The 26,947-nt window shown below is 65.2% G+C and carries 24 protein-coding genes and 4 pseudogenes; 8 read left to right on the plus strand and 20 right to left on the minus strand.

Features of this window, described 5'->3' with window-relative positions:
• The first annotated feature begins 6 nt into the window (after positions 1–6).
• Positions 7–2,535 (plus strand): penicillin-binding protein 1A, encoded by a 2,529-nt coding sequence (locus F6X42_RS16845; protein WP_187635305.1) that lies wholly within the window; start codon positions 7–9, stop codon positions 2,533–2,535.
• A 55-nt stretch (positions 2,536–2,590) separates the two neighbouring features.
• Here F6X42_RS16845 and F6X42_RS16850 read toward each other — a convergent pair whose 3' ends face one another.
• On the minus strand, positions 2,591–3,943 hold the full coding sequence (locus F6X42_RS16850) for an MFS transporter (protein ID WP_187635306.1): 1,353 nt from the start codon (positions 3,941–3,943) through the stop codon (positions 2,591–2,593).
• 298 nt (positions 3,944–4,241) lie between these two features.
• On the opposite strand from F6X42_RS16850, the gene F6X42_RS16855 reads away from it, so the two are divergent.
• Positions 4,242–4,649 carry a hypothetical protein gene (locus tag F6X42_RS16855; RefSeq protein ID WP_187635307.1) on the plus strand — a complete coding sequence of 136 codons (408 nt, stop codon included), beginning with the start codon at positions 4,242–4,244 and terminating at the stop codon, positions 4,647–4,649.
• A gap of 71 nt (positions 4,650–4,720) precedes the next feature.
• Here F6X42_RS16855 and F6X42_RS16860 read toward each other — a convergent pair.
• The 4 genes and pseudogenes from F6X42_RS16860 to F6X42_RS16875 all read right to left on the minus strand — a co-directional run.
• Positions 4,721–4,924 (minus strand): annotated as a pseudogene (locus tag F6X42_RS16860) (cupin domain-containing protein); the annotation flags it as partial.
• A 230-nt stretch (positions 4,925–5,154) separates the two neighbouring features.
• Positions 5,155–5,331 (minus strand): annotated as a pseudogene (locus tag F6X42_RS16865) (NAD(P)H dehydrogenase); the annotation flags it as partial.
• A 134-nt stretch (positions 5,332–5,465) separates the two neighbouring features.
• Positions 5,466–6,536: a DNA-binding protein gene (locus F6X42_RS16870; RefSeq protein ID WP_187635309.1), complete on the minus strand. Its 1,071-nt coding sequence runs from the start codon at positions 6,534–6,536 to the stop codon at positions 5,466–5,468.
• Positions 6,537–6,770: 234 nt separating this feature from the next.
• Positions 6,771–7,217 (minus strand): dihydroneopterin aldolase, encoded by a 447-nt coding sequence (locus F6X42_RS16875; protein ID WP_187635310.1) that lies wholly within the window; start codon positions 7,215–7,217, stop codon positions 6,771–6,773.
• 267 nt (positions 7,218–7,484) lie between these two features.
• Here F6X42_RS16875 and F6X42_RS16880 point away from each other — a divergent pair, with 267 nt between their 5' ends.
• Both F6X42_RS16880 and F6X42_RS16885 read left to right on the plus strand, forming a co-directional pair.
• Positions 7,485–8,183, plus strand: a complete 699-nt coding sequence (locus F6X42_RS16880) for an NnrU family protein (RefSeq protein ID WP_187635311.1) — start codon at positions 7,485–7,487, stop codon at positions 8,181–8,183.
• A gap of 159 nt (positions 8,184–8,342) precedes the next feature.
• Positions 8,343–9,050, plus strand: coding sequence for an SDR family NAD(P)-dependent oxidoreductase (locus tag F6X42_RS16885; protein WP_187635312.1), 708 nt, complete (start codon positions 8,343–8,345; stop codon positions 9,048–9,050).
• Between the two features lie 135 nt (positions 9,051–9,185).
• Here F6X42_RS16885 and F6X42_RS16890 read toward each other — a convergent pair.
• The 6 genes and pseudogenes from F6X42_RS16890 to F6X42_RS16915 all read right to left on the minus strand — a co-directional run.
• Positions 9,186–9,539 (minus strand): annotated as a pseudogene (locus F6X42_RS16890) (TolC family protein); the annotation flags it as partial.
• Complete coding sequence (locus F6X42_RS16895) at positions 9,524–10,486, minus strand: LysR family transcriptional regulator (RefSeq protein ID WP_187635313.1); 963 nt, start codon at positions 10,484–10,486, stop codon at positions 9,524–9,526. The gene F6X42_RS16895 and the pseudogene F6X42_RS16890, both read right to left, overlap by 16 nt.
• 12 nt (positions 10,487–10,498) lie before the next feature.
• The gene (locus F6X42_RS16900) at positions 10,499–11,614 is read right to left on the minus strand and encodes an NAD(P)H-dependent flavin oxidoreductase (RefSeq protein ID WP_187635314.1); all 1,116 of its coding nucleotides are present in this window, start codon (positions 11,612–11,614) and stop codon (positions 10,499–10,501) included.
• 106 nt (positions 11,615–11,720) lie between these two features.
• A pseudogene (locus F6X42_RS16905) lies at positions 11,721–11,942 on the minus strand (MFS transporter); the annotation flags it as partial.
• 12 nt (positions 11,943–11,954) lie between these two features.
• Positions 11,955–13,163 (minus strand): YbfB/YjiJ family MFS transporter, encoded by a 1,209-nt coding sequence (locus F6X42_RS16910; protein ID WP_187635315.1) that lies wholly within the window; start codon positions 13,161–13,163, stop codon positions 11,955–11,957.
• Positions 13,164–13,289: 126 nt separating this feature from the next.
• Positions 13,290–14,216 (minus strand): LysR family transcriptional regulator, encoded by a 927-nt coding sequence (locus tag F6X42_RS16915; RefSeq protein WP_187635316.1) that lies wholly within the window; start codon positions 14,214–14,216, stop codon positions 13,290–13,292.
• 178 nt (positions 14,217–14,394) lie between these two features.
• Here F6X42_RS16915 and F6X42_RS44010 point away from each other — a divergent pair, with 178 nt between their 5' ends.
• Positions 14,395–14,574: a hypothetical protein gene (locus F6X42_RS44010; protein ID WP_246530110.1), complete on the plus strand. Its 180-nt coding sequence runs from the start codon at positions 14,395–14,397 to the stop codon at positions 14,572–14,574.
• Positions 14,574–14,990, plus strand: a complete 417-nt coding sequence (locus tag F6X42_RS16920; RefSeq protein WP_246530111.1) for a cytochrome b — start codon at positions 14,574–14,576, stop codon at positions 14,988–14,990. The genes F6X42_RS44010 and F6X42_RS16920 overlap by 1 nt, the downstream gene beginning before the upstream one ends.
• A gap of 82 nt (positions 14,991–15,072) precedes the next feature.
• Here the strand turns inward: F6X42_RS16920 and chrA are convergent, their stop codons facing one another.
• The 8 genes from chrA to F6X42_RS16960 form a co-directional block, all read right to left on the minus strand.
• Positions 15,073–16,314 (minus strand): chromate efflux transporter, encoded by a 1,242-nt coding sequence (gene chrA / locus F6X42_RS16925; RefSeq protein ID WP_187635317.1) that lies wholly within the window; start codon positions 16,312–16,314, stop codon positions 15,073–15,075.
• 168 nt (positions 16,315–16,482) lie between these two features.
• Entirely contained in the window at positions 16,483–17,136 is a 654-nt protein-coding gene (locus tag F6X42_RS16930; RefSeq protein WP_187635318.1) for a zinc-binding dehydrogenase, read from the minus strand.
• A 7-nt stretch (positions 17,137–17,143) separates the two neighbouring features.
• On the minus strand, positions 17,144–17,635 hold the full coding sequence (locus F6X42_RS16935; protein WP_187635319.1) for an RES family NAD+ phosphorylase: 492 nt from the start codon (positions 17,633–17,635) through the stop codon (positions 17,144–17,146).
• Positions 17,632–18,120 (minus strand): Xre family toxin-antitoxin system antitoxin, encoded by a 489-nt coding sequence (locus F6X42_RS16940; protein ID WP_187635320.1) that lies wholly within the window; start codon positions 18,118–18,120, stop codon positions 17,632–17,634. Before F6X42_RS16940 ends, F6X42_RS16935 begins: the two co-directional genes overlap by 4 nt.
• 29 nt (positions 18,121–18,149) lie before the next feature.
• On the minus strand, positions 18,150–18,590 hold the full coding sequence (locus tag F6X42_RS16945) for an MFS transporter (protein ID WP_187635333.1): 441 nt from the start codon (positions 18,588–18,590) through the stop codon (positions 18,150–18,152).
• A gap of 145 nt (positions 18,591–18,735) precedes the next feature.
• On the minus strand, positions 18,736–19,941 hold the full coding sequence (locus F6X42_RS16950) for a succinylglutamate desuccinylase/aspartoacylase family protein (protein ID WP_187635321.1): 1,206 nt from the start codon (positions 19,939–19,941) through the stop codon (positions 18,736–18,738).
• A gap of 94 nt (positions 19,942–20,035) precedes the next feature.
• Entirely contained in the window at positions 20,036–20,893 is an 858-nt protein-coding gene (locus tag F6X42_RS16955) for a helix-turn-helix domain-containing protein (RefSeq protein ID WP_187635322.1), read from the minus strand.
• 38 nt (positions 20,894–20,931) lie between these two features.
• A complete protein-coding gene (locus F6X42_RS16960) occupies positions 20,932–21,501 on the minus strand; it encodes a carboxymuconolactone decarboxylase family protein (protein ID WP_187635323.1) in 570 nt (189 codons plus the stop codon).
• Between the two features lie 205 nt (positions 21,502–21,706).
• Between F6X42_RS16960 and F6X42_RS16965 the strand changes: the two genes are divergently transcribed.
• A complete protein-coding gene (locus tag F6X42_RS16965; protein ID WP_187635324.1) occupies positions 21,707–22,723 on the plus strand; it encodes an alcohol dehydrogenase in 1,017 nt (338 codons plus the stop codon).
• Positions 22,724–22,828: 105 nt separating this feature from the next.
• Here F6X42_RS16965 and katG read toward each other — a convergent pair whose 3' ends face one another.
• Entirely contained in the window at positions 22,829–25,093 is a 2,265-nt protein-coding gene (gene katG, locus F6X42_RS16970; protein WP_187635325.1) for a catalase/peroxidase HPI, read from the minus strand.
• A gap of 548 nt (positions 25,094–25,641) precedes the next feature.
• On the opposite strand from katG, the gene F6X42_RS16975 reads away from it, so the two are divergent.
• Positions 25,642–26,886, plus strand: coding sequence for a tyrosine-type recombinase/integrase (locus tag F6X42_RS16975; RefSeq protein ID WP_187635326.1), 1,245 nt, complete (start codon positions 25,642–25,644; stop codon positions 26,884–26,886).
• Positions 26,887–26,947: the final 61 nt, after the last annotated feature.

Below are 26,947 nucleotides of genomic sequence, written 5' to 3' on the forward strand. Positions count from 1 at the left end.
CAGCACGTGAAGCGCCTCTTTTCTTCCTTTCTGGCGGCCCTCGACAAAGGGCTGACCCTCGCGAATCCGCTGTTCGCGAAGGCCGCGTGGCATCTGCGCCATCCGACCCGCCGCACGTTCGCGGCGGGGCTTGCCGCGCTGCCGGTGCTATTCGTGCTGTACGTGCTGCTGCTGATTCCGTTCACGCCGAGCATCGTCGACATCCGCAAGGCGAAGATCGAGCAGCCCGCGCAGATCCTGTCGGCGGACGGCAAGCTGCTCGCCGAGTTCAAGCCGTCGAACCGCGAGTGGGTCAAGCTCGCGGACATCTCGCCGAACGTCGTGAACGCGCTGATCGCGACCGAGGATCACCGCTTCTATCAGCATTTCGGACTCGACTGGCGGCGCACCGCATCGGCCGCGCTGCACACGTTCTCCGGCGACCGCCAGGGCGGCTCGACGATCACGCAGCAACTCGCGCGCAATCTGTATCCCGACGAAATCGGCCGCGCGCCGACGTTGACGCGCAAGCTGAAGGAAGCGATCACCGCGCTAAAGATCGAGGCGTTCTACACGAAGGACGAGATCCTCGAAACCTACCTGAATACGGTGCCGTTCCTGTACAACGCGTACGGCATCGAGATGGCCGCGCGTACCTATTTCGACAAGTCCGCATCCGACCTGAATGTGCTCGAAGCGGCGACGCTGACCGGCATGCTGAAGGGCAACGCGTACTACAACCCGGTGCTGAATCCCGAGCGCGCATTGCAGCGGCGCAATACGGTGCTCGCGCAGATGGTCAAGTACGGCAAGCTGACGCCCGCCCAGTACGACACACTCTCGCGCAAGCCGTTGCGCCTCGACTTCGAGCGTCAGATCGAGCCGCCCGGACCCGCGCCGCATTTCACGCAGCAGCTGCGCAAATGGCTCGTCGCGTGGGCCGATCGCAACGACTACAACATCTATTCCGATGGGCTCGTCGTGCGCACGACGATCGACTCGCGTCTGCAAACGATGGCGACCCAGGCGGTCACGCTGCAGGGCAACCAGTTGCAGAACATCGCGAATTCGGCGTGGGGCACGCGCGCGGGCTGCCCGGCGGACAAGGACCTGCTGCGCACGTTCCTGCGCGAAACGCCTGAGTTCCGCGCGGCGAAAGACACGGGCCTCGCCGACGACGACGCGCTGCAACGCCTGCTCGCCGACCGCAAGCTCGTGCAGAGCGTCTGCGATACGAAGACGCGCGTGCAGGCCGACTTCCTCGCGATGGACCCGCGCACCGGCGAAATCAAGGCGTGGGTCGGCAGCCGCGACTTTGGCGTTGATCCGTTCGATCATGTGCAGCAGGCGCGGCGTCAGCCGGGTTCGACCTTCAAGCCGTTCGTCTACGCGGCGGCCTTCGAGGCCGGTGCGAAGCCGGACGACACATTGCCCGACAATCCGGTCCAGATCGAACTGGCCGGCGGCGAAATCTGGAAGCCGAACGACGAGGACGAGCCGAGCGGTCGCATGATCAGCCTGCGCGACGCGCTCGCCTATTCGCGCAACCGCATTACCGCGCAGGTGATGGAGTCGGTCGGTCCGAACAAGGTCGCGAAGCTCGCCCGCGCGATGGGTGTGCGCGACAGCCAGCTCGACCCGGTGCCGTCGCTCGCGCTCGGCACGAGCCCGGTGACGCTGAAGGAAATGGTGTCGGCATACGGCACCATCGCTAACCTCGGCAGCTACGTCGAGCCGCTGATGGTCACGCGCATCGAGGACCGCAACGGCAACGTGCTCGCCGAATTCAAGCCGGCCGCGCCGAAACGCGAACTGCCCGCCGACACGGCGCGCACGCTCGTCGACGTGATGCGCGACGTGGTCAGCCGCGGCACCGGCGCGAGCATCCGCACGCGCTTCGGCGTGCGCGGCGATGTCGCGGGCAAGACCGGCACGACCCAGGGCAACGCGGATGGCTGGTTCATCCTGATGCAGCCGCAACTGGTGGCGGGGGCCTGGGTCGGCTTCAACGACAGCCGCGTGACACTGCGCAGCGACTACTGGGGGCAGGGGGCGCATAGCGCGCTGCCGATCGTCGGCGACTTCTTCCAGCGCGCCCAGCGCTCGCGGCTCGTCGACAGCCACGTGAAGTTCGACACCGCCCAGCAGCCGGGCTGGTTCGCGCAGCGCGCGGAACGCTTGCGCGACTGGATCGAGCACCTGTTCACGCGCGCGCCGGCGCAGCCGGACAGGCAGGTCGTCGCGCGTGCTCCGGCGCGGCGCGCGCCGGTGGCGTCGACACAGCCGGCGACGTCTGCCGTGGCCGCACCGGCGGCGGTGCCGGAGGCAGCGGGCGCGTCAGTGGTGCAGGGCGAAGCACGCGCGTTACCGCCGTTGCTGCCGGCGCCCGGGTCGGAATCGGCTCCCACGCCGGCGCCCGGTCATGCCGTCGACGGTGAAACGCATGGCGGCGGTGCGGCAGCGCTCGCGCCGACTCCGACGCCAGACGACGTCGTGCCGCCCGATGCTGGCGCTGCGGGCGGCGAAGAGTCGAATAACGGGAGCGGGGCGAACTGAACGCGACCCGGGCGCGTTGCCCGGGTGCATCTTGAACGAGGATGAGCCGAAAGCGCTAAGACTTCGCGATGCCCGCTTCACCCGTTGGGCGCTGATGCGGATTGCCATGCACCGTCTCGAGCGACGTGTCGTGATGCAGCAGCAACACCGCCGCCATCCCGATGAGCCCCGCGCCCGAGAGGCATAGCAGCCCGGCGCCGAAGCCGCCGGTGCTGTCCTTGATCCAGCCCATCGCGAACGGCCCGAAGAAGCCCGCCAGATTGCCGAGCGAATTGATCGCGGCGATGCCGCCCGCGGCCGCCGCGCCCGACAGGAACGCGGCCGGCAGGGCCCAGATCACCGGCAGGCAACCGAAGATGCCGAAGCCGGCAATCGATAGCGCGATCATCTTCTGCACCGGATCATCGAGCCCGGCCGCGGCCGCGATGCCCGCCGCCGCGATGAACAGCGCAATCGCGACGTGCCAGCGGCGTTCCAGATGGCGATCCGAATGCCGTCCCCACACAATCATGCTGACGAGGCCGACCACGTACGGCAGCGACGTCACGAAACCGGTCTGCAGATTGGTGAGGCCGAACGCTTTCACGATCTGCGGCAAGAAGAAGCTCAGGCCATAGTTGGTTGCGTTCGCCCCGAAATAGATCAGCGCGATCGCGAGCACGCGCGGATTGATCAGCGCCTCCTTCACGCTGAAGTGGCGCACCGCCTCGCGATGCTCACGCTCCTGCTTCTGGCGCGCGATCAGCCAGTCGCGCTCGTCGGTGCTGAGCCAGCTGGCGTCGGCGGGCTTGTCGGTCAGATACAACAGCACCGCGAGCGACAGCAGTACCGCTGGCAGCGCCTCGATCAGATACAGCCACTGCCAGCCGCCGAGTCCGCCGCGGCCATCGAGCGACAGCAGCGCGCCGGAGATCGGTCCGCCGATCACCGTCGACAGAGGAATCGCCGCCATGAAGTAGCCGACCACGCGTCCGCGATACGCGGCCGGAAACCACAAGGTCAGCAGAAAGATGATGCCGGGGAAAAAGCCGGCCTCGGCGACGCCAAGCAGAATGCGCAGGCCGAAAAATACGTGCGCGGACGAGAGCCCGGTGAAGCGCGCGATGTCCGGGATGAACGCCATCGCGCCCGCGAGAATGCCCCACGTGAACATGATCCGCGCGATCCAGCGGCGCGCGCCGAATCGTTCCAGCAGCAGGTTCGACGGCACTTCGAAAAAGAAGTACGCGAGGAAGAACACGCCCGCGCCGAAGCCGAACGCGCTCGCGGACAGATCGAGCGCCTGATTCATCTGCAGGGCCGCGAAGCCGACGTTCACGCGATCGAGATAGGCGATGAAATAGCACAGCATCAGGAACGGCACGAGCCGGACCGTGACGCGACGCATGGTGCGTACTTCGAGATCCATATATATATCTCCTCCGGTTCGGCGACCGGTGTATGCCGCTATGTTGTGGGGGCTGCTTGCGGTTCGCTATGCCTGTGAGCGCAAAAGGCATCGTTACAGACTAGGCGCTGAAAAGCGATTCGGGAAGTCCCTTTATGAACCATATGGTCCGCTCATCGCCGACGTTGGCAGGGCGTCGCGCTGCCATCCATTGTTAAGAGGCACGCAACAGTGTTTTCGGTTGTATCGGCTGATCTTGCGCGAACGATTCCGGATAATTACTGCCTGACTATCCGGTTAAAAATGCAGGTGTTCCACGATGTCGAGTCAAGGTTTGGACAGTGTTGCCGAGGCGCGCAAAACGGTGCGGCTACTTGAAGCTGCGTGCGTTGCGCAGGCAGAAAGCACAGAAAGGAAGAGGGCGGCGCTGCTCGCGCGCATGCGCGCGGTGGCCGCGGTGGCGCTTGCGTGCGCGAGTGTGGTCGGATGCGCGTCGAGCACGGACGTGGTCGCGAGCGGCAAGCCCGGCACCTACACGGTGGCCGCCAGCGCGACCGGCGGACGCATGGCGTGGGCGCGCGCGCACGAACTCGCGATGAACGAAGCACGCGACTACTGCGAGCGCCGCGGCATGCAAAGCAGCGTGAGTACGGAAACCGTCAGCGGCGTCAGCGTGATGACCGAGCACGAGTCGTCGGTCAGTTTCGAGTGTCATCCGCGGTTCTGATGCAGCGTTCGCGCGGATCGTTGCAGTTGCATCGATGCGGGCGGGCGGCGAGTGCCGCCGTTCCCTCACGATTACTTTTTATCGAACGTCACGAGCTGTGGGTCGTTCGTATCCGCGACGAAAATCGCGAGCAGTTTTGCCGGCTCGGTCGTGCTCGCGTTCTCGCTGACCCTGTGATGCGCGCCGGGCTTCTCGGTCCACGATTCGCCCGCATGGTAGATGCGCTCGGCGCCGTTATCGACACGGCTGCGGATCGCGCCCGACAGCACATAGCTCGCCTCGCCGGTGTCGGCGGCATCGGCGGGCTCCAACGTACCCGCGATCGCGGCGCCGGCCAGCAACGCCGACGCGAACAGTGTGCGGATCGTGCTCATGGCGTCACTCCTCGTCAGCCTGACACAGCACCTCGGCTTCGCGGTTCGCCACGCGTGCGCCTTTTGCCCACTGCGCGGCCAACTCTCCACGCGCACGCGTTACGCGGACCGGCGTGACTTATCTGAACGCGGAAGGTCGCGATCGCCAACGGCTTGGTGACGTGCGCAGGCGTGTCGAGTGTCACGTCCAGATAGTCGAGCTCGAAGTCGACGCGTTCTTCGCGCAGACGCTCAAGAAAATAGCGGGCGAGTGCGCGGGAATTGGATCGCTCGCGCTTTGCGCTGGCGTCGACGTGCATGATCTTCATGTTATCCGTCCTCGCGGTGGGTTTGACATGAGATCAGGTTAGTCGCTCGACTGGCTTGGTGGAGAACCGGTTTCGTGGAGTTTAAGGTAACCACTTTGCGATTCGTGTCGTGGCACGCCAGGACGTCGCGTGCCTCAATCTTCGCGTGATTTTGTGTTGGACGAACGTTTGATGAACGGTGCGCCTGAGAAACCCGCCGTCGCGCGGGCTTGCGCGGACGATTTTTCGCGGACGCGGCGGGCAGGGCGCGCGGATGCTTTTTCTGTTCGCGCCGCCTCCAGCTGCCGTGACAGCGTGTCGATACGCTGGCGCAACAGGTCGGACGCCGCCACGCGTTCGGCCAGCGCCGCATCCTTTTGCGCGAGCTGCGTTCGAGTCGAGGCCTGCTGTGCACCGCAGGCGGCCAGTTCCGATTTCGATGCGGCCAATTCGTCGCGCAACGCGTCGCGCTCGGTCCGCGATTTGGCTTCGAGCGCCGCCGCCCGCTCCTGACTTGCCTGAAGCTCCTTGCGCAGACGCTGTGCCGCGGCCCGCTCACTGTCGATTTCGAGCAAGGCGCGCTTTTCCGCCGCGGCGAGCCGCTGCTCGTTTTGCTCGTGCGAGCGGCGCAGCTTCGCGAGTTCGTCGGCGAAATCGCGCCGGGCATCGGCGAGCGCGGCGCCTGCGGCCGCGATTTCTTCCTTCGATGCGGCCAATTGAGCCGTCAACATGTCGTTGGCGGTCTGCAACTCGACGATGCGCGCCTCGAGCCCAGCCATCCGTGCACGCGCGGTTGCGGCATCGCTGGCCGCCTGTTCGGCGTGGGCAACGGCCTGCTGGCGCTGCATGTCGCTTTGCGCTGCCTGTTCTCGCGCCGCGGCGATTTGCGCGTCGGCGTCGTGTCTGAATACGTCGAGCGCGGCGGTCGCGGCGTCGCTCGACAGACGCCACATTTGCGCCGCGAACTCGCCGGCGGCCGCTGCGACCTCCTGCGGCAAATCCGGGCGGCCGACGTCGATACGCGTTTTGTCCCGCACGTCGGTCCAGAAATCGCGCAACGCTTTGGCCGGCGCGCTCATGCTGCCTTTGCGCACCAATTGATACAGGCGGTTCGCGGTCGGGGTTTCGCCGTAGCGGAAAAACAGCAGCGCGCAAACCTCGCGATAGAGCGATTGCGTGTCCGATGCGTTTTGGCGGGCGATTTCGATGTCGGATTCGAGGGTCATGGCCGGCGCGGCTGCATGCGTGGTGATGTGTTGATAATACAACGTAAAACGCTATATATGCTACATACGACCGCCTCAAACACGACATTAGTACTATAATGTCGTGTTAATAGTTTGAGTCTCTCGATCCGTCGGTTTGCCGGCGTTTGCTGCGCTAACAAACTGGCAACGCCAATGCGCGCCCAAAAAATGGACGGCCGAGACCGTCCACGCGCCGGTCCGACTCGCGCACATTCAGCGTTGCGCGGCGCCGCGCCACAGCAGATAGTCCGCGCGCGTCCAATCGAGCGTGACACCTACGCAACGCGTGCCGGGCCGGATTTTCGGCTTGTGTGCGCTAAGCGTCAGCGTCTCAAGGGCGGGCCATTGCCGAAACGAGAGTTCCGCAATGTCCGCGACCAGCGTTTCAAGCAGGCGCGTATGCGGTTTATGGGCGAGAAAGTCTGCGATGCGCGTGCAATACCCGTCGTAGTCGATCCATCCGTTCGCTTCGCTCGGCGCAGCACCGTAGCCGAGCCGCGCGTCGATCACGATTGCCTGTGGCGCACCGTGTTCGTGTGGATGAATGCCGACCCTTGCCGGCACGGCCAGCGCTTCGATGAATACGCTCCAGCCGCGCCCTCGTTGCGACTCCAGCGCTACTGCGAGCGCCATGCCAAACGGTTCTTCGACAGGTTTCATGATGTCAGCGGCTCCCCCGCGTCAATAATCGCGGACTACCGCCAGTACACCAAAGCGCAACACCGGTCGATAGAATAAAAGCGGCATCAGCGATGGACGCCGCCGCCACCGCGATGCGACGCTGACGGGAAGCCGTTGACCGGATCGCGGACTCGACGCAGTTGTTTCGACTTGCGCGATCCGGCGTGATCATTTCGTCGCCCCACCCGACGTAGTATTCTCCATTGCACACGGTCGACCGATCATCTGACTTGAGGAGCCGGGCCAATGGGAAGCATCGACATACTTGTCGTGGCGGCATTCGCTTTTGTCGGCAGTCACTTTCTGCTGTCCCATCCGTTGCGGGCCGGTATGGTCCATGCGATCGGCGAACGGGGCGCGATGGGCGTCTATTCGCTGATTGCGATACTCACGTTCGGCTGGATGGTCATGGCTTACGACAGGACGCCCGTCTCCGCACCGCTATGGCCGGCAGGCGACGCGCTGTGGGCGGTCGTGACCGTGCTGATGCTGATCGCGTCGATCCTGCTGATGGGCTCGCTGATCCGCAACCCCGCCTTGCCCACCGTTGGCCGGGGCGCCGCGTTTCCCGACGCGGCGCGCGGCGTGTACGCGGTCACTCGTCACCCGATGATGTGGTCGTTCGCGCTTTGGGGACTGTGCCATGTCGCTGTGTTCCCGGTCACCCGGAACATCGTCCTTGCCGCGGCGATCATCATCCTCGCACTGGTCGGTGCCGCGTTACAGGACCGCAAGAAACGCCGGCTGCAACCGGATCTGTGGCCCGTATGGGAATCGAAGACCAGCTATCTGCCGTTCGCGGCAATCGCCGCCGGCCGCGCGCGGCTCGGCGGGTTCGGCATGCACGCGCTGGCGGGCGGCCTCGTTTTCTGGCTCGTGGCGACCTGGGCGCATATCCCGCTCGCCGGTTGGCCCGCGGGTATCTGGCGCTGGCTGTGGTTCTAGCCGCCGGCGTCGCCGGCGCCGTGATTTGTTCTCGTGACGCAAGACTCTTTGTCCACGGTGTGTGTTCGAAGCCGAGGCGGATGCGCCTACAGTGGCCTGCATCGGATCCATCGGTTCGAACGGCCAGCAGGCCGAGTCCATCATACCGTGAGGCAAACCATGAGCACTTCAAAGGTCGTCATCGTCACCGGCGCTTCGCAAGGCATCGGCGCTGAAACCGCCAAAGCGTTCCGCGCGCAGGGTCATCGCGTCGTCGCCACCGCTCGTTCCATCGCACCGACGGTTGAGGCCGACCATGTCGCCGTGGCCGGCGACATCGGCGAGGCCGCCACCGCACGCCGCGTGGTCGACGCTGCCATCGAGCACTTCGGACGCGTCGATACGCTCGTGAACAACGCAGGCATTTTCATCGCGAAGCCGTTCACGCAGTACACCGCCGAAGACTACGCGGCGCTGCTGAACGTCAACCTGAACGGCTTCTTCCACATCACCCAGTACGCGATCCAGGCGATGCAGAAGCATGGCAGCGGCCACGTGGTCACCGTGACCACGACGCTCGCGGAAAAGGCGAGCAGCCACGTGCCGTCGGTGCTCGCGGCGCTCACGAAGGGCGGTCTGAATGCCGCGACCCGCTCGCTCGCGATCGAATACGCGCGCGCCGGTATCCGTGCCAACGCGGTGTCGCCTGGGGTGATCAAGTCGCCGATGCATCCGGTCGAATCGCACGCGACGCTCGCCGGCTTGCATCCGGTCGGACGCATGGGCGAGATGAGCGACATCGTCAATGCGATCCTCTATCTCGACTCGGCACCGTTCGTGACCGGTGAGATCCTGCATGTGGACGGTGGCCAGAGCGCAGGTCAGTAAGCGCGGGTATCCGCACATTAAGCGCGTGATCAGCTTCGCGCGCTCGACATCGCGCTCAAAGGAGCCCACCATGTCCGTCCAACAGAAACTCGCCGAACTCGCTCTCGAACTGCCCTCCCCGCCGCAACCGCTGGGCAGCACGTCGAGATAGTCGAGAGCGCCCGCCTCGTAGCGTTCGCGCGCGACCGCGAGAGCGCGCTCGTTCATGCTGACGGCAGTGGTCAGCCGATCGCGGCGACGTTGTTCGGCATCGTAGGTGACGAGCGCATCGTCCACTTCCCGCCACGCCCGCAGCACGGTCTGCCTGTAGACGATGGCGGCTTCCTGCTGTTGTGCCTCACGCAGCGCAAGCGTCCCCTTCAGATGGCCGCCTTCGAATATCGGCAGCGTGATCGAAGGCCCAACGACGAACTGCCCGGACGCCCAGTTGCCGAGATTCGACAATTGAAGACTCTGCAAGCCCGCGCTGCCGTTCAATGTGATGCGTGGGCGCGCGCGCGTGGCGCGGGCGTCGTGGGCGACGCCGGTTTCGCCAACCGCTCGACGAGAAAATCGACGAAAACCCGCACACGTGAAGTCAGGTAGCGCGCGTGCGGATAAAGCAGGATGAACGGCCGCGTGCGCCCGCCCGCTTCGCGCAACACCTCCACGAGCCGACCTTCGCGCAGGTCGTCTTCGACGACGAAGCGATACGTCTGAAAAAGCCCCGCGCCGGCACGCGCGAGTGTCACGCCGGCAAGCGCGTCGCCGGACGTTCCATAACTTCCCCGCGTCAGCACGTCGCCATCTTCACCGGTGCCTTCGAAGGTCCACGCGAGATGGCGCCCACTGCTCGGCAGTTCGAACTGGATGCACTCGTGTGCCTGCAGGTCCGCGATCGTTTTCGGCACGCCGGCGCGCTTCAGATAGGCGGGCGCCGCCACCACGACCATTTCCGCCTCTTCGAGCCTACGCGCGACGAGGTTTGAATCGGCCGGCGCGCGCCCGCGTATCGCGAGATCAAAACCTTCGTCCGCGAAGTCGATGTTGCGGTTGCTCAGGTGCGTCTCGACCTGGACTTGCGGATAGCGTTCGCGAAACGCCGGCAGCAGCGGCAACACGCGATAGTGCCCATAGGGCGTCGGCATGCTGATGCGCAGCACGCCGGCCGGTGTGGTTTGCTCGCCCGTCACTTCGCGCTCGGCGTCCATCAGTTGCGACAAGGCCTGACGGCTCTGCTCGAAGTAGCGCCGCCCCGCGTCGGTCAGACGGATCTGGCGCGTCGTGCGCACGAACAGGCGCACGCCGAGCCGTTCCTCGAGCCGCGCCACTGAGCGGCTCACGGCCGCCGGCATGACGCTCGCGGCATTGGCCGCCAGCGTAAAGCTTCCGAGCTCCGCCGCGAGGCAGAAAAGCTCGATGCTGCCCAGCAGCAGATCGTCGAATTTGCGTTGCATGAGCTCGGCTGCTCAATTCCACACCGATTGCAGCCGCTCGATACTTCCACGCGTCTCGCGTTCCAGCTGCGCGATCAGTTCCCCCGCGGGCAACGAACGCGCAAGCGGCGCGGCCTGCCCCGCCCATTGCGCGTCGTAGCCGAACTCCCCCTTGGCCTTGGCGGCCGCATTGAGCGCCTTGCCCGCGTGATAGGCAATCGGATAGGACGGTGTGCGCGGGGCCCGCGGGTCTTCGCCGAGCGCGGTGAAGCGATTGACGATGCTGCGCGCGAGGCGCCCCGAAATGGCCGAGGTCAACGTCGTCGAGCGCGCCGCATCGCTGAGCAACGCGCGGCGATAATCGTCGTCGATCGAGGTTTCCGGACACGCGACGAACGCCGTGCCCAATTGCGCCGCCTGTGCGCCCAGCGCGAGCGCGGCCGCGATGCCCGCGCCGTCCATGATGCCGCCCGCCGCGATCACGGGCACGTCGAACTCACTCACCAGCAGGCGCGTCAGCACGAACGTGCCGAGGCGCTCGTCGCGCCCGGTCGTGTCGAACACGCCGCGATGGCCGCCCGCTTCGATGCCTTGGGCGACGATCGCATCGACCCCCGCCTCGACGGCCGCGGCCGCTTCGTCGAGATTGGTCGCGCTCGCCAGCAAACGGATGCCGGCGTGCTTGAGTTGCGCGATCACCGCATCGGGCGGCAAGCCGAAATGGAAGCTCACGACGGCCGGCTTCTCCGCGAGCAGCATCGCCTGCATCGCCGTATCGACGACGAAGCTCGTGTATATCTCGGACAGCGCTTGCGGCGGCGCCGCGCCGTATTGCCGGAACACCGGTTCGAGCCAATCGAGCCAGGCACGTTCGATGGCGGCATCGGGCGTGGCCGGGCGATGGCAGAACACGTTGACGTTGAACGGCCGCGTTGTCAGTTCACGCGTCTGGTGGATCGCGCGGCGCGCATTCTCCGCGCTCATCGCGGCAACGCCGAGCGAGCCGAGCCCTCCCGCGTTCGACACCGCGGCCGCCAGCGCCGGCGTGGTGACGCCGGCCATGGGCGCCTGAATGATCGGCTTGTGGATGCCGAGCGCGCGCAGCAACGCGCGATTGTCCGCTTGAGTATTGTCCGCTTGAGTGCTCATGTTTCCTTCCCCACCGGATGCGTTAAAGGTTCAATGTGCCCGACAGCTTGCCAGCTTGCCAGCTTGCCAGCTTGCCAGCCTGTCAGGCCCCAGCGCGGCGGTGCGCCCAGCGCGCGAAGCCGCCGCAAGCGGCGCCGAGGCACGCGGCCATCAGCATGCTCCCGAGCGCCGAGCATGCCATAACCAGCCCCGCCACGCGCGCAACATGCGCCGCACCGACGCCACGGCCGCCGATATACACGGTGATGATCGGCTCGATCGACATATTGGCGAGCAGCACCATCATCGCGTTCACGAGCAGCGCGGCCACCACCGTGTAGTGGGCGCGGCGCATGGGCGTTCATTTCACTCTGCGCGCGGACACAAGATCGACGACGAGCGCAAGCAACAGCGCGACTGCGCCGATCCCGAAAAGCATCTGATAATTGCCGCCGCTCGACGAGAACACGAACGAAAGACCGTAGGCCGCTACCGCCTGCATCACGGCAAAGCTCGTCGTTGCGCGGCTCCACGCATCCTTGACGGCGGACGGATGGTGCGCAAGCAATTCGTTCACGCGGCCGAGCGCTAGCGGCACGATGCCCGGCGTGAACGCGCCCACGAGCAAGGCCGAGACCATCAGCCCCGCTGGCCCGAACCAGCCCGCGGCCGGGATCGCGACCGCAACGACCTGCGCCAGATACGCGACGCGCAGCGCGCGCCCGAAGCCCGCGCGATCGGCGAGATGGCCCGCCGCGAGCGGTCCGACGATCGCGCCCAGGCCGTACAGCACCCAGAATTCGGCGCCCGCATCGACGCCGCGACCGAGCCCGCGCGCGACGAAATCGACGAGAAAGAGCATGTGCGGGACGAGCCCCACGGCGTTCAGGCCATATTCGGCATACAGCGCGCGCAGGCCAGCGCGCGGATAGGCAGGCGCTGTTTCGAAGCGCAAGCGCGCATCGGCATGCGCGGGCGCGGCGTGCTCGGGCCAGCCGTTCCACGCCACCAAGGTCAGCGCGAGCGAAACGGCCGCGAGCCCGAGCCACGTCCAGGCGAGCCCCTGACGCAACAGAATCGGCACGATCGTGCCCGAGGCCGCGATGCCGAGCCCGATGCCCGTGAAGATGCCGCCGCTCGCGAAGCCCCGGCGCGCCGCCGGCACGTGCGCAAGGATGGTGGGCGCGGCGAGCACCATGAGCGCGCCGCCCGCGATCCCCGAGACGAGGCGCCAGACGAAAAACCACAGGAACGACACGGGCGCCGCGCAGGCCACGAAGGCGACGGTCGCGAGCAGCATCATCGCGCGCATCACGGTGGCGGGTTTCGCCACGCGCACCATCGCGCCCGCCAGCAGCGCGCCGGCCAGATAGCCACCGAGGTTCGCCGCGCCCAGATAAGCCGCGCTCGTGGCGGGAAACCAGTGCGCGCCGATGATGGCCGGCAACAGCGGCGTATAGGCAAAACGCGCGAGACCGATGCCGATGAGACTCGCGCTGGCCCCGGCGAGCGTGCCCCGCCAGACGTTGTAGCCGGCCGGAGCGGTCGGATTCGAGACGGCTTGCTGCATGATGACTCCCCTCTACCAAGGCTGTTAAGCACCTGATGAATATGGGAGCCAGTCTAGCTCGAGTCGCAGCCCGGGAGAATCGCCGCGCTGCGTAAGTCATTCTTCCGCGCGGCGGACGAATCAGCGTCAGTCGGCGTCGGTGATGTGCTGGGTTCGCTCGAAATAGTCGCGCAGCAGCGGCGTGGCGAAATCGACGAAACTGCGCACCTTCGGCACTGAAAGGCGCCCGTGCGGCATCACCAGGTTGACGGGCAGCGGCGCATGCTCGCTGTCGCGCAGCACGATTTTCAGCGCACCGGCCTTGACCTGCTCGGCCACGTGATAAGAGAAAAGCCGCGTGACGCCATGCCCGGCCACGGCGGAAGCCAGCGCCGCGCGGATCGTATTGACGATGAAGCGCGGCGTGAACCGCACGACCTGCGGCAGCGCCGTTTGACGCGCCGCCGGAAAGCTCCACGAGTCGAGCCCGAAATGCGTCATCGAAATGACCGGATGGCTGGCGAGATCGGTGGGCGCCACGATGGGCGGATGCGTGGCGAGATAGTCGGGCGAAGCGACCACCACCCGCCTCACCTCGCCCACCGGAACGGCGACGAGCGTCGAGTCCTGCAGATGGGCGATGCGCAACGCTACGTCGATGCCCTCGTCGATCAGGCTGACGGGCCGGTCAAGCAGATGCAGGCGGATCGACGCCTGAGGGTGGCGATCGAGAAACGAATCGACGATCGGGCGCAGCACCTGCTCGCCCACCGCCACCGCCGCCGTCACGCCGAGCAGGCCGCGCGGCGCGGAGCGTTCGTCGGCTGCGAGCAGGTCCGCCTCCTCGAGATCCGCGAGGATGCGCCGGCACGCCAGCGCGTAGCGCTCGCCCGCGTCGCTTAGCCGGATCGTGCGCGTGGTGCGGTACAGGAGCGGCGTGCCGGTGTGCGTCTCCAGAAACGCGATGGCCCGGCTCACCGCCGCCGGTGAACGGCCCAGCCGGCGGCCTGCACCCGCGAGACTTCCCTCGTCGAGCGTGGCGACGAATACCTTCATGGCGTCGATACGGTCCATTGCGCGTTTCGTTTTGAAATCTTTCTGGTCGGTGGATCCCGCGACGATCTTAGCGGATACCGGGCCACGCAATCGTGAGACTTGACGTGGCGATGGCGCCAGGCTTGTCCTACCCTTAGGCAATGATTCACCAGATCCCGGTACGCTCCATTGGCGCTCATTCTGTTCGATCGACCCGATGACCAAGCTCAAACATTCATCCGTGACCGCGACGGCAACGCGAATCGCCGCCGGCGATGACCGCACGCAATACGACTCTTTCTCGATCCTGCTGCATTGGATCACGGTGATTCTGGTGTTGGCACAATTCGGTCTGGCCCACACCTGGGGATTTGCGCCAAAGCCCACGCGCCACTGATGATCGTCGGCCACATGTCGTTTGGAATATTGCTGTCGGCGGTGTTGATCGTGCGCATTGCGTGGCGTCTGGTACCCGGACGTCAAAGTCCCGCGGTTGGCGCGGGGTGGATCGAGCTGGCCGCGAAAGGCGTCCACTATCTTCTGTATGCACTGCTGATCGGCGAAGCGGTACTGGGTTTCGCACTGCGATGGTCCGGCAACGAATCGATGAGCTTTTTCGGCCTGGAGATCCCCTCTCCGTTCGCGCCGACCAGTAAGGCGACCCATCATGCGATTGGCGAGGCTCATGACTTCGTCGGCTGGGCCATCATCGTCATCGCGGCGGGACATGCCGCCGCCGCGCTGTTTCATCACTACGTGCTGGGCGATGACGTGCTCAAGCGCATGCTGCCCGGGAAACCGGGCGACGCGTAAGCCGCTCATTGGCCGGCCCGCGCTCAGCCGATCGACAGACGATGCACATCGGTGCTTTTGAAGGGCGCGCGCGATTCGCCTGTCAGACGTGGTGCAGCACCGTTTGCGCCACGCCGGCGGCGACACACAGCACGACGAGCGCAAGCGGCGGCGCTTTCCAGCGCATCAACAGCAAAAAGCCGATGCACGCTACGGCGAAATCCGTCGGCGACAAGACCGCGCTCGTCCACACCGGGGAATAAAGCGCGGCGGCCAACAGGCCGACCACGGCCGCATTGACGCCGGCAAGCGCCGCCGACATCGCCGCACGCGCGCGCAGCGTTTGCCACCACGGCAACGCGGCGACGACGAGCAGCAGACCCGGCAGAAAAATGCCCAGTATCGCCAGCAGTGCGCCACTCCAGTGTCTCGGCGGGAGTGCCATCGTCCAGCCGAGAAACGCCGCGAACGCAAACAGCGGTCCCGGCACGGCCTGGGCCGCGCCATAGCCGGCGAGGAAGTCGTTGGGCGCGACCCATCCTGTCGCGACGGTTTCACGTTGCAACAACGGCAGCACCACATGCCCGCCTCCGAACACGAGCGCACCGGAGCGATAGAACGCATCGAACAGGCGGATGCCTTGCGAGGCACCGCTTGCCGCCCACAGCGGCAACGCAAAAAGCAGCGCGCAAAAGACCATCAGCGCGGCGGTGCCGGCCGTGCGCGACACCTGAAAGTCGCCGGCCCGTCGCGCAGCGGGGCGTGGCGCTTGCGCTGGCGTCGTCCGGCACAGCGCGACACCGAGCACGGCGCCGGCGGCGATCGCGATCAGTTGCGCGTAGGCGGTGGCCAGCAGACTCAGCAATCCGAGCGACGCGAGCGCGATCGCCGCGCGGCGGCGGTCCGGACACAGACGGCGCGCCATGTCCCAGACAGCCTGCGCCACGACGGCCACCGCGACGAGTTTCAGGCCATGAATCACGCCCGTGCCGAGCGCTCCGCGCAGATCGGGGGCGATTGCGGCAAAGGCCAGCATCACGAGTACCGACGGCAGCGTAAAGCCGCACCACGCGGCAAGGCCCCCGGCCCACCCCGCCCGCAGCAGCCCGATCGAAAATCCCGTCTGGCTGCTCGCGGGTCCAGGCAGAAATTGGCACAGGCCGACCAGATCGGTGAAGGCTTCGTCGTCGAGCCAGTGCCGACGCTCGACGAACTCGCGCCGGAAGTAGCCGATGTGAGCGATCGGGCCGCCGAAGCTGGTCAGCCCGAGTTTCAGAAATACGATGAACACCTCGATAACGCGCGCGAGCCGTGAGCGGGGCGACGACGACAAATCAGTATCCATGGATGCGCGGGTTCCAGCGATGTCGACTTCGGCAGGCCTCGTGTTTGACGACGCACAGTATAGAGGTCCGCGGCGCGTGACATCCAGAGCCCTATACGAGTCATGCGCGCAGCCGCCCCGCTGCTTCTGGCAGACACTGCCATCGACGGCATGGCCGCCTGCGAAGCTTTATGACGCCTCGATCAACACCTTCAACGCGCGCGTGCTGGCGGCGCTTGAAAATGTTTCGTAAGCCGAAAGGATATCGTCGAGCCGGAATCGATGCGTGATCAGAAGCGTGGGTTCGATCCGGCCCTCCTTGACCGTCTTCATCAGCATCGGTGTACTGACGGTATCGACGAGAGGCGTCGTGATCGCGATGTTGCGGTCCCCACAGCTTGTCCAGGTGAAGATTGCACTTGCGACCAGCTGCTGACAGAGTTCGAACGTCGCCGGACTGCTGACCGCTTCGATCACGCAGTCGGCGCCTACCGATTTCATCAGCTTCAGCACTTGCGCGACCGCATCCGCATGCGCGTTGTCGATGCACGCGGTCGCGCCGAAGCGCTGCGCGACCTCGAGCCGGTTCGCGTCGAGGTCGATCATGATGATCTGCGCCGGCAAGTAGAACTGCGGGGTCAATAGCGCCGCGAGCCCGCTCACCGCGTCGCCGGTCTGATGCACGACACCGACGCCTTCGTGGCCGAGAATGCGGTCCGGCTCGCAGGTCGGCACGTCGCCTTTGAGAATGTGAAGACCGATCCCGCAGATCGTCGTGCGTGTGACTTTGACGATTGCATCGGTGGTCGCCGTGAGTTCGGCGGCTTGATCTGGGTCAAACATCGACGGATCAGGCTCTTTTCATGAGCCGGTGATCGTATGACCACTTTTCGTGCTTCGTGACTTTCAGCTTCGAGATGTCCGGATGCCCGGGATTCACCAGCACGTTCAGTTCACGGGGAACGATCACCGACGGAACGACGGCCAGCGCGCTCGCCTTCGATCGAACCCACTGCTCCCCAACATCGAGGCTGACCATGCCTGCCGGCAACGCGTCCCAGCCCACGTGTGTGCTCGGGTCCACCAGCGACACCGTTTTGCGCCAGACAGCCGGCGGCACGGCAATCGAGATCAGGTAACGGTTCAACGGCAGATCACCGAACTTCAGATGGACCAGCGTCTCGAGGCAGGCAAGTGCGATGCTGCCGGCCGTATAGAGCAAAGGCGTTCCCGGACGGTTCCATCGACCGCCCGTGATCTTCGCCCCCACCCCTGACATGTCGTCGGCCGTATAGCCGGGTGTGTCGGTTCCAATACGCCACAGCGTCGCGCCGCCCGTCAAGCGTAGGCTCCGCTTTGCGCCATGGCGAGAAGCCGCGAAACCAATTCCCGTCCTTCCGCGGTGTCCATGAATTCCGCCGGCCGCTGACCGCCCAGCGCCGGTAATGGCTCATCGAGCCAACGTCCCAGCCAGTGCGCGGCGTCGAACCCCTCGGGATCGCCCGACTCCTCGACCATAGCCTGCACCTGACCAATGAGTCTCGCCATCGCCACGACTCGCTCGCTCTGCTCTGACGACAGATTTTCGCCGGCCTTCTGCTTGCGGTCGATGGTCGTCACCGATAACCCGAGCGTCTTGCCGAGCTGCTCGCGGCTACGGTCCATCTGCCTCGCGATGACACCGAATGTTTCGGGCTTTACACCTGACTTGATGATAGCGATCCGGAAGGTCGGATCCACCCGGAAGATGCTGGTAAACGCAGCCGGATCGACATGGGCACTGCCGCCATAACCTAGAAAAACCCGTACTTTCACCGTGTCACTCATAAGCCCTCCACTTGAGGAACTATATTACCTCAAATGGATGGACCATGGCGATGCGGCGTCTGCGCTCGCTGAATGCGCGCCCCGCCGGACACGCTACGAAAACAACGCCGACGCGTCGATGTCGGCCATTTTCTCCAACTCGTCGCGGCGCGTATCGCAGGCCCGCCTGATCGTCGCGCCCTGGGTGACCCACACGGCCCGATCACACACGCGGCAGCGACCGTCATGGCGCTCGCCACAACGACCACCACGCGCCGATGAGAAATCGCATCGACCAGTGCACCGGCCGGAGCCGTCCCGAGCACGCTGACGATGGCCCCCAGCGTCAGCACGGTGCCGATCGAGCCGGGGCTCCATCCGTGCGCTTGCAGATAGATGCCAAGAAGGGGACCCGCGCCTGCCTGCACATCGGCCGCGAAGAAGCTGACTGCCAGTAAGGGGGTGGTCGGTTTCGTGTTGTGTTCTTCCAGTGTCGACCGTCGCGATCGATCGAATCAAACCGATCAGGCGTCGGGATATCGTGCAAAGAGATCGCTGCTTATATCCCCGGAGCATCGAGCGTGCCTGAATCCTGCCTCGCGACTGAAACCCCGCCGCTCGCGACACCGATCGTGGCTACTCGGAGTAATCCTCCGGGTTCTCCCGGCTGGCACTCTGATAAAGAATCATCACGATAGGAATGCCGGGCTCCGCCGTCGCATCGGTACGGCGCCCTGTCACTTCGCCCGTGACTGAGCTCGTGTATTGCGCGACCACCTCGCCAAACGTATTGCGTTGGACCGCCACTTTCTGCCCCGCCGCGACCTTGTCGTTCAGCTTGACCAGCAGTTCGACGAAGCCGCCATGCGTGGTGAGAATGGTGTGTCCGCTATTGCCGACGAAGATCCCCACGTCGCGCCCGGTGCGCCCCATCGGACCGGGCACGACGCCGTAGCGCTTGAGCACGTTCATCGTGCCTTCGACGAACAGCGGAATCATCTCGAGATCGAGGACGCGCGCGACGCCGATCTCCGGCGTGATCGCGGGAATCCCGACGTTGATCAGCGCATTCGCGAGCAGCGTCGGATACGCGGGGTTGTCGAAGATCTGCGCGATCGGATACAGCTCCGCCATCGCACGCGCTTCCGGCAATTCCATCCGCGCGAGATTGAACGAGGTCAGGTCCATACCGGTCGTGCCGGTATGGAAGTCGATCGCGTAGTCCGCGTTCGGCCGCAGCAGCCGGTTGAATAGCAGTCCCGCGTGTCGGCTCGGCGCGCTCGGGCCATTCTCGTTGCCCGGCCATTCGCGATTGATGTCGATCAGGTCGATACCTCGGCCCGAGTTCGGCCATCGGCGTTCCATCGCTTCGAGCGCGGGACGCGATACGTCGAGCACCGCGAGCACCGTGCCCGACATCCGGGCCGGATCGAGCTGGCTGACGACGGTTTGTATCGTATGCACGGGGCTGATCTCGTCGCCATGTACGCCGCTGATCAGCGCGACGCGCTTGCCCGGCTTCGCGCCGCGCACGACGATCACCGACACGTACCAATGCTGCCCCGTCGGCATCTGCACGCCCTGAAAATAGAACATGTGCTTCGCGCCGCGCGGCAGGTCGTCGACGTCGAGCGCATTGATCACCTTCTTGCCGTCGATCACGTCGCCCGTGTAGAGCGTTCGCTGACGCGCGCCGGTTGCCGCGCCGGCGGCAGGCGCATTCGCGCCCTGCGCATGGGCAGGGCCGACCTGCGTGACGAGCGCGGTCGATGCCCCGACCAGCGCCATTGCCGTTTTCATGAAGTCGCGTCGATCGACACCGTCTTTCGGTTGATTGCGCATGATGAGGGCTCCTGATGTTGTTCGCTTGCATTGCCTGCTCTGACTGCATCGAACCCTACGAAAATAGCATGCGAGACACGCGGTTCAACGCCATTCACGAAAAATCGACCCGGGACGCATGCGTCGCAAGCAGATGCTGATGACGCGCTTCGGTGGCATCGTCGGCGGGGAACATGCATTCGATGCGCAGCTCCTGGGCGGCCACGTTTTGCGGCGCACCCACGGTCGTGACCATCGAGAAGTAGCGCAGCACCGCGCCCCCGCTGACAAAGCCTAGTGGAATCATCGGCATCGTCGCGTGCGTCGTGGCAGAGCCATGATGCGTTTTCCAGTCGCGCGGCACGTCGGGATACGCGAGCAGTTCATCGAGCAGGCGCTTCGTGTTGTCGCCGACCACACGACCGACCGACTCGCGATACACCCGTTGCAGCAGGCTTCGCGCGACCTCCTCCCAATCGGCGACGAACGGACGCATCCCGCGCGGATCGAACATCAGATGCAGCATGTTGCGCGGGCCTTCACGCGCGGCCATGTCGATGAAACAGTTGAAGAAGCGCGGCGCCGCGTCGTTGGTCATCAGCACGTTCCAGTCGCGGTCCATCACGAGCGCCGGATACGGCTCATGCTGACGCACGACCCGTTCGAGCGCGCGAACCACGCTGTGCATTTCCTGCGCATTCCAGGGTGTTTCCGAATAGATCGGCGCGTAACCGGCGGCGAGCAGCAGCGCATTGCGCTCGCGCAGCGGCACGTCCAGGGTCTGTGCGAGCGTCAGCAGCGTGTCGCGGCCCGGCACGCTGCGCCCGCTTTCGATGAAGCTGATCTGCCGCTGCGAGATACCAGCCTCGAGCGACAGATCGAGCTGACTCACGCCGCGCACGTCACGCCAATAGCGCAACAGACTGCCGAGATCGCCCGACTGCACTTTCGGATCGTGACTCGTGACGTTCATCGTGTTTTCCCTCCTCTTGGTGCCCGATCAGGACTGCTTTAGCGCATCGGTGTGCGCGTGGGCGCATGCCACGCAAATTCCCCGAACTGCGTTTCGAGCGGCGGCTCGGTCACGCTGCCGGTGTAGTTCGTGATCGTCGATGCGGCGACCACCGCAATCACCTCGAGAATCTGCTCAGCGCTGAAGCCTGCCGCGATGAAGCGTTGCCGGTCCTCGTCGTTGAGGCGGCCGCGCTTGTCGATCAGCGAGCGCGCGAGCGTCGACAGCGCCGCGAGCCTCGCGTCGTCGGGCAAGCCGCCGTGGCGGATCGCCTCGACATCGGCGCGGCGCAGTCCCGCATTCAAGCCGAGCGCGGTATGAAACGCGACCGCCCATTCGCTGGCGTTCGTGACGGCGTTGGTGAGCAGCACCGTCTGGATCTCCGGCTCCGTCAGACTGCTCGCATGCACGCGCTCGAACAGGCCGATGAAGCCGTTGATCAGCACCGGCGAAGCCGCCATCGTAGCCGCGATGTTCGGAATCAGGCCGAACGCCTGCTGCAGCTTCTGGAGCACGGGTTTCGACTGCGCGGGAGCGGACTCGATCGTGTGAACGGGATAGCTGGACATGGTATCTCCTTGACGTGTGCGCCATCGGATCGACGGCGCGGTAGTCGAAGAGTAGAGGCAGCCACGCGGCGCGCCAATTACATCGCATGTCATCGCCATACGCTATGCGGCGACGGCTTCTTTGTGGCGAGCCGTGTGGACGCGGCCTATCATGATTGGGTTCGTTCCCCTCTTGCCCCGTTCGTCACTGGAAAGGAAGAACATCATGCCCTCGATGAAAGCAGTCGAAGTGAAACAGGCCGGCGGCCCGCTCGAAATGGTCGAGCGCGATGTGCCCGAGCCGGGGTCGGGTCACGTGCGCATCAGGATTCATGCTTGCGGCATCTGTCATAGCGATGTGATGACCAAGGAAGGCCTGTGGCCGGGGCTGAGCTATCCGCGCGTACCCGGGCACGAGATCGCGGGCGTGATCGATTCGGTCGGTGCGAGTGTCGAGGGCTGGCAGGTCGGCCAGCGTGTCGGGGTCGGCTGGCACGGCGGGCATTGCGGCACATGCGAACGCTGCCGCCAGGGCGATTTCGTGCTGTGCCAGTACGCGCTGATTCCCGGCATCAGCTACGACGGCGGTTACGCCGAATACATGGTGGCGCCGGTCGAAGCGCTCGCGCGCATTCCCGACGACCTGTCCGATGTCGATGCCGCTCCGCTGCTGTGCGCGGGCATCACGACCTTCAACGCGATACGCAATAGCGGCGCGCGCGCCGGTGACGTCGTCGCGATTCTCGGCGTCGGCGGCCTCGGTCATCTCGGCGTGCAGTTCGCGCGCAAGATGGGCTTTCGCACCGTGGCGATCGCGCGCGGTCAGGACAAGGCCCCGCTCGCGCAGCAACTGGGTGCGCATCACTACATCGACAGCAAAACGGAGAACGTCGCCGAGGCGCTGCAGGCCCTGGGCGGCGCGAAGCTGATACTCGCCACGGTGACGAGCGGCAAGGCGATGAGCGCCGCGCTCGGCGGTCTCGGTCTGAACGGCAAGCTGTTGATGGTCGGCGTCTCCGAAGAGCCGGTCGAAGTGCCGATCGCGCAATTCATCATGGGACGCAACTCGGTGCAAGGCTGGCCCTCGGGCACGTCGGCCGATTCACAGGACACGCTCGCGTTCAGCGCGCTAAGCGGCGTCAAGCCGATGATCGAGCAGTATCCGCTCGCCGAGGCGGCGCGGGCCTTCGACCGGATGATGAGCGGACATGCGCGTTTCAGGGTGGTGCTGAAGATGGGCTGAGTCGATCAGTGATGAGGCGAACAAAAAACGCGATTGCCGGCATCCCGGCAATCGCGCGTCACGACTTCGTCTAACCACTTTCAACCATTTGCCACAACGGCTGGATCAAGCCAGATCGAAACGGTCCAGATCCATCATCTTGGCCCACGCGGCCACGAAATCGCGCACGAACTTGTCCTGGCCGTCCTCGCTCGCATACACCTCACCCAATGCACGCAGCACCGAGTTCGAGCCGAACACGAGATCGACGCGCGTACCCGTCCACTTGACCTCGCCGGTCTTCGCGTCGCAGCCTTCGAACGTTTCCGCGGCGGACGACAGCGGCGTCCATTCCGTACCCATGTCGAGCACATTGCGGAAGAAGTCGTTGGTCAGCGTTTCCGGCCGGTTCGTGAAGACACCGTGCGATTCGCTGCCAGCGCCCACCTTCAGCACGCGCAGGCCGCCGATCAGCACGGTCATCTCGGGCGCCGTCAACGTCAGCAGTTGCGCCTTGTCGATCAGCAGCTTCTCGGCCGCCACCGGGAATTTGCCCTTCAGATAGTTGCGGAAGCCGTCGTGAACCGGTTCGAGCACCGCGATCGCTACGACGTCGGTCTGCTCCTGCGACGCATCCATGCGACCCGGCGAGAACGGCACGCTCACCTGATGCCCGGCGTTCTTCGCGGCCTGCTCGACGCCGGCGTTGCCCGCCAGCACGATCAGATCGGCGAGCGAAATCTTCTTGCCGCCGGACTGCGCACCATTGAACTCGCTCTGGATGCCTTCGAGCACCTTCAGCACCTTCGCCAACTCAGCGGGCTGGTTGACGTCCCAATCCTTCTGCGGCGCGAGCCGGATGCGCGCGCCGTTGGCACCGCCGCGCTTGTCCGAGCCGCGGAATGTCGAGGCCGACGCCCACGCGGTCGTGACCAGCTGCGACACCGACAGCCCCGACGCGAGGATCTTCTGCTTCAGCGCCGCGACATCCTTGTCGTCGACGAGCGGATGATCGACGGCCGGAATCGGGTCCTGCCACAGCAGTTCCTCGGACGGCACTTCCGGGCCCAGATAACGGGCGCGCGGACCCATGTCGCGGTGCGTCAGCTTGAACCACGCGCGCGCGAACGCGTCGGCGAACTCGTCGGGATTGTCCATGAAGCGCCGCGAGATCTTTTCGTAGATCGGATCGAGGCGTAGCGACAGGTCGGTCGTCAGCATCGTCGGCGGCAGCTTTTTCGACGGGTCGTGCGCGTGCGGGATCGTGGCATCCGCGTTCTTCGCGACCCACTGATTGGCGCCCGCCGGGCTCTTCGTCAGCTCCCAGTCGTGACCGAACAGGTTCTGAAAATAGCTCATGTCCCACTGCGTCGGCGTCTCGGTCCACGTGACTTCGAGACCGCTCGTGATCGTGTCGGCGCCCTTGCCCGTGCCGTAGCTGTTGCGCCAGCCAAGCCCCCGCTCTTCGAGGCCGGCACTTTCCGGCTCCGGACCGACGTTATCGGAGGGGCCCGCGCCGTGCGTCTTGCCGAAGGTGTGGCCGCCGGCGATCAGCGCGACGGTTTCCTCGTCGTTCATCGCCATGCGCCCGAACGTTTCGCGGATGTCGACCGCCGCGGCGAGCGGATCGGGATTGCCGTCCGGGCCTTCCGGGTTCACGTAGATCAGGCCCATCTGCACCGCGCCGAGCGGGTTTTCGAGGTTGCGCCCGGGCGGATCGGTGCGGCTCTTCTCCGTGCCGTGCAGGTCCTCGTCGGCGACGAGCACGCCCTCGTCGTCTTCCCTGCCAGCCGCGCCCTTGCCGTAGCGCACGTCGCCGCCGAGCCAGGTCTTTTCATTGCCCCAGTAGACGTCCAGATCCGGTTCCCACGTGTCCTCGCGGCCGCCGCCGAAACCGAAAGTCTTGAAGCCCATCGTTTCGAGCGCGACGTTGCCGGTCAGGATCAGCAGGTCGGCCCACGAAATTTTCTGGCCGTATTTCTGCTTGATCGGCCACAGCAGCCGGCGCGCCTTGTCGAGGCTCACGTTGTCCGGCCAGCTATTGATCGGCGCGAAACGCTGCTGCCCGCGCCCCGCGCCGCCGCGGCCGTCGCCGATGCGATAGGTGCCGGCGCTATGCCATGCCATACGTATGAACAGCGGACCGTAATGGCCGAAGTCCGCGGGCCACCAGGGCTGCGAATCGGTCATCAGCGCGGCGAGGTCTTGCTTGATCGCGGCGTAGTCGAGGCTCTTGAATGCCTCGGCATAGTTGAAGTCCTTGTCCAGCGGATTCGAGCGATCCGAATGCTGGTTCAGCAGGTCGAGGCGCAATTGCTTCGGCCACCAGTCTCGATTGGTCGTCCCGCCACCGGCGGTATGGATGAACGGGCACTTTGCTTCGCTTGACATGCGTTCTCTCCTTTGGAGGATGTCTCCGTTGTCGATCGGAGTCGGTGCGTTGGCACTGGCTCCAATCCCATGCAAGGTACTTGTTATGCGTTTGTCATGGTGTCAGGCTTCCGTGGCAATTTGACGATCCGAAAACCTGCCAGCCAGCCGAATGACTCGGCAGTGCACTGATGAAATCCAAGGTCGACGCCAACCTGCCCAGCGTCTCTGACGGATGACTCCGATCGGCGCGCCACTGCTATTCGAATATAGGCGAGGGCAAAGTTCAATAGAATTCGATTACGGCAATGCCGGTAATAGAGGGCGGCTATAGCGGACAGCGACCCGCGCGACCTGCTGCGTTACTGTATGCCGATTGATCGTCTTGTGCGTCGAAGCTTGAGCGCGCTCGCCTATTTTGCGCCAGGCGCCGCCGACTGTGTGCTAGGGTTTCGCGTTTCGTCCGCAACAGTGTGGGCACTGCTTTCTTTTCAGGCAAGCGTCGTTGATGGCGTCTGAGCGGAGCAGAATGACGCCAACCGGCGTGCGCCCGAGGAGTGTCCCGAACCGTGTCCAAAGCCGTGCCGAAAGCTGCCCCGAACGCTGAACTCGCCACCGTCCAGCCCGTCGAATCGCTCGTCGTGCCGGAACTGCTCGATGGCCGCGACGGCACCAATCGCGGCGCGGTGGAGAACTCGCAGCTATCGGCGCGCAACGATCTCGACGCGGTGCGCGCGTGGCTCTCCAATTACGCGGACACCAAGACCACGTTCGACAACTACCGCAAGGAAGCGGAGCGTCTGCTGCTGTGGGCCGTCGTGCAGCTCGGTAAGCCGCTGTCGTCGCTGACCCACGAGGATCTGCTGCGGTTCAAGTCATTCATCGCCGATCCGCAGCCGGCCGCTCGCTGGGTGTCGGCGAACGGCGGCAAGTACGCGCGCGGCGACGCACGCTGGCGGCCGTTCAACGGGCCGTTGTCGCCGGCCAGCCAACGCCAGGCGCTGATCATCCTGAACGCGATGTTCACGTGGCTCGTCAACGCCGGCTATCTGCGCGGCAATCCGATGGCGCTGCTGCGGCAGCGCGCGAAGCGCTCGGCGCCGCGTGTCACGCGCTATCTGTCGACGTCGCTATGGGACGAAGTGAAGCTGTTCGTCGAGCAACTGCCGCAAGACACCGATGCGCAACGCGCGTATTACGCGCGCTGCCGCTGGCTGACCACGCTGTTCTACCTGCAAGGCATGCGCATTTCCGAAGTCGCCGGCGGGCAGATGGGTCAGTTTTTCAGAAGGCTCGGCGCCGATGGTCAGGACCAGTGGTGGCTCGAAACGCTCGGCAAGGGCGATAAGGAGCGGATCGTGCCGGTGTCGGCCGAACTGGTTCAGGAACTGCGCAGCTACCGGACGCTGAACGGGCTGGCCGCGCTACCGACCCGCGCCGAAGAGACGCCGCTCGTGCTGCCGTTCAAGGGCCGCAACCGCTGCTTGTCGCGCTCGGCGATTCACGACGCGATCAAGGGCATCTTCGCGGGCGCGGCCACGTGGTTGCGCGCGCGCGGTCCGGAATTCGGCGATCGCGCCGACGAACTCGAGCGCGCTTCGGCTCACTGGCTGCGGCATACGGCCGGTTCGCATCAGGCGGACGGCGGCGTCGATCTGCGCACGATCCGCGACAATCTCGGCCACGTCTCGCTGAATACGACCAGCCTTTACCTGCACACCGAGGACGACGCGCGACATACCGAGACCGTTAATCGGCACCGGATGAACTGGGACGACGCGAAGTCCGAAGAAGGCAATGCGGGCGGCAATTAAGCACGGATCGGGCGCGTGAAGCGCCCAAAGCGCCTCCCCACACCGCCCGCTCCCCCAACTC

This window comes from Paraburkholderia podalyriae (assembly GCF_014397785.1).
Classification (GTDB): Bacteria; Pseudomonadota; Gammaproteobacteria; order Burkholderiales; family Burkholderiaceae; genus Paraburkholderia; species Paraburkholderia podalyriae.

Bases quoted from the DNA above. Each gene is read 5' to 3' on its own strand.
- F6X42_RS44010 (WP_246530110.1), top strand. From the start codon at position 14,395: ATGACCAAGCTCAAACATTCATCCGTGACCGCGACGGCAACGCGAATC.
- F6X42_RS16875 (WP_187635310.1), bottom strand. From the start codon at position 7,217: ATGAAACCTGTCGAAGAACCGTTTGGCATGGCGCTCGCAGTAGCGCTG.
- F6X42_RS16940 (WP_187635320.1), bottom strand. From the start codon at position 18,120: ATGAGTGACACGGTGAAAGTACGGGTTTTTCTAGGTTATGGCGGCAGT.
- F6X42_RS16885 (WP_187635312.1), top strand. From the start codon at position 8,343: ATGAGCACTTCAAAGGTCGTCATCGTCACCGGCGCTTCGCAAGGCATC.
- F6X42_RS16915 (WP_187635316.1), bottom strand. From the start codon at position 14,216: ATGGACCGTATCGACGCCATGAAGGTATTCGTCGCCACGCTCGACGAG.
- F6X42_RS16965 (WP_187635324.1), top strand. From the start codon at position 21,707: ATGCCCTCGATGAAAGCAGTCGAAGTGAAACAGGCCGGCGGCCCGCTC.
- F6X42_RS16855 (WP_187635307.1), top strand. From the start codon at position 4,242: ATGTCGAGTCAAGGTTTGGACAGTGTTGCCGAGGCGCGCAAAACGGTG.
- F6X42_RS16955 (WP_187635322.1), bottom strand. From the start codon at position 20,893: ATGAACGTCACGAGTCACGATCCGAAAGTGCAGTCGGGCGATCTCGGC.
- F6X42_RS16930 (WP_187635318.1), bottom strand. From the start codon at position 17,136: ATGTTTGACCCAGATCAAGCCGCCGAACTCACGGCGACCACCGATGCA.
- F6X42_RS16895 (WP_187635313.1), bottom strand. From the start codon at position 10,486: ATGCAACGCAAATTCGACGATCTGCTGCTGGGCAGCATCGAGCTTTTC.
- F6X42_RS16950 (WP_187635321.1), bottom strand. From the start codon at position 19,941: ATGCGCAATCAACCGAAAGACGGTGTCGATCGACGCGACTTCATGAAA.
- F6X42_RS16920 (WP_246530111.1), top strand. From the start codon at position 14,574: ATGATCGTCGGCCACATGTCGTTTGGAATATTGCTGTCGGCGGTGTTG.
- F6X42_RS16900 (WP_187635314.1), bottom strand. From the start codon at position 11,614: ATGAGCACTCAAGCGGACAATACTCAAGCGGACAATCGCGCGTTGCTG.
- F6X42_RS16870 (WP_187635309.1), bottom strand. From the start codon at position 6,536: ATGACCCTCGAATCCGACATCGAAATCGCCCGCCAAAACGCATCGGAC.
- F6X42_RS16880 (WP_187635311.1), top strand. From the start codon at position 7,485: ATGGGAAGCATCGACATACTTGTCGTGGCGGCATTCGCTTTTGTCGGC.
- F6X42_RS16960 (WP_187635323.1), bottom strand. From the start codon at position 21,501: ATGTCCAGCTATCCCGTTCACACGATCGAGTCCGCTCCCGCGCAGTCG.
- chrA (WP_187635317.1), bottom strand. From the start codon at position 16,314: ATGGATACTGATTTGTCGTCGTCGCCCCGCTCACGGCTCGCGCGCGTT.
- F6X42_RS16850 (WP_187635306.1), bottom strand. From the start codon at position 3,943: ATGGATCTCGAAGTACGCACCATGCGTCGCGTCACGGTCCGGCTCGTG.
- katG (WP_187635325.1), bottom strand. From the start codon at position 25,093: ATGTCAAGCGAAGCAAAGTGCCCGTTCATCCATACCGCCGGTGGCGGG.
- F6X42_RS16910 (WP_187635315.1), bottom strand. From the start codon at position 13,163: ATGCAGCAAGCCGTCTCGAATCCGACCGCTCCGGCCGGCTACAACGTC.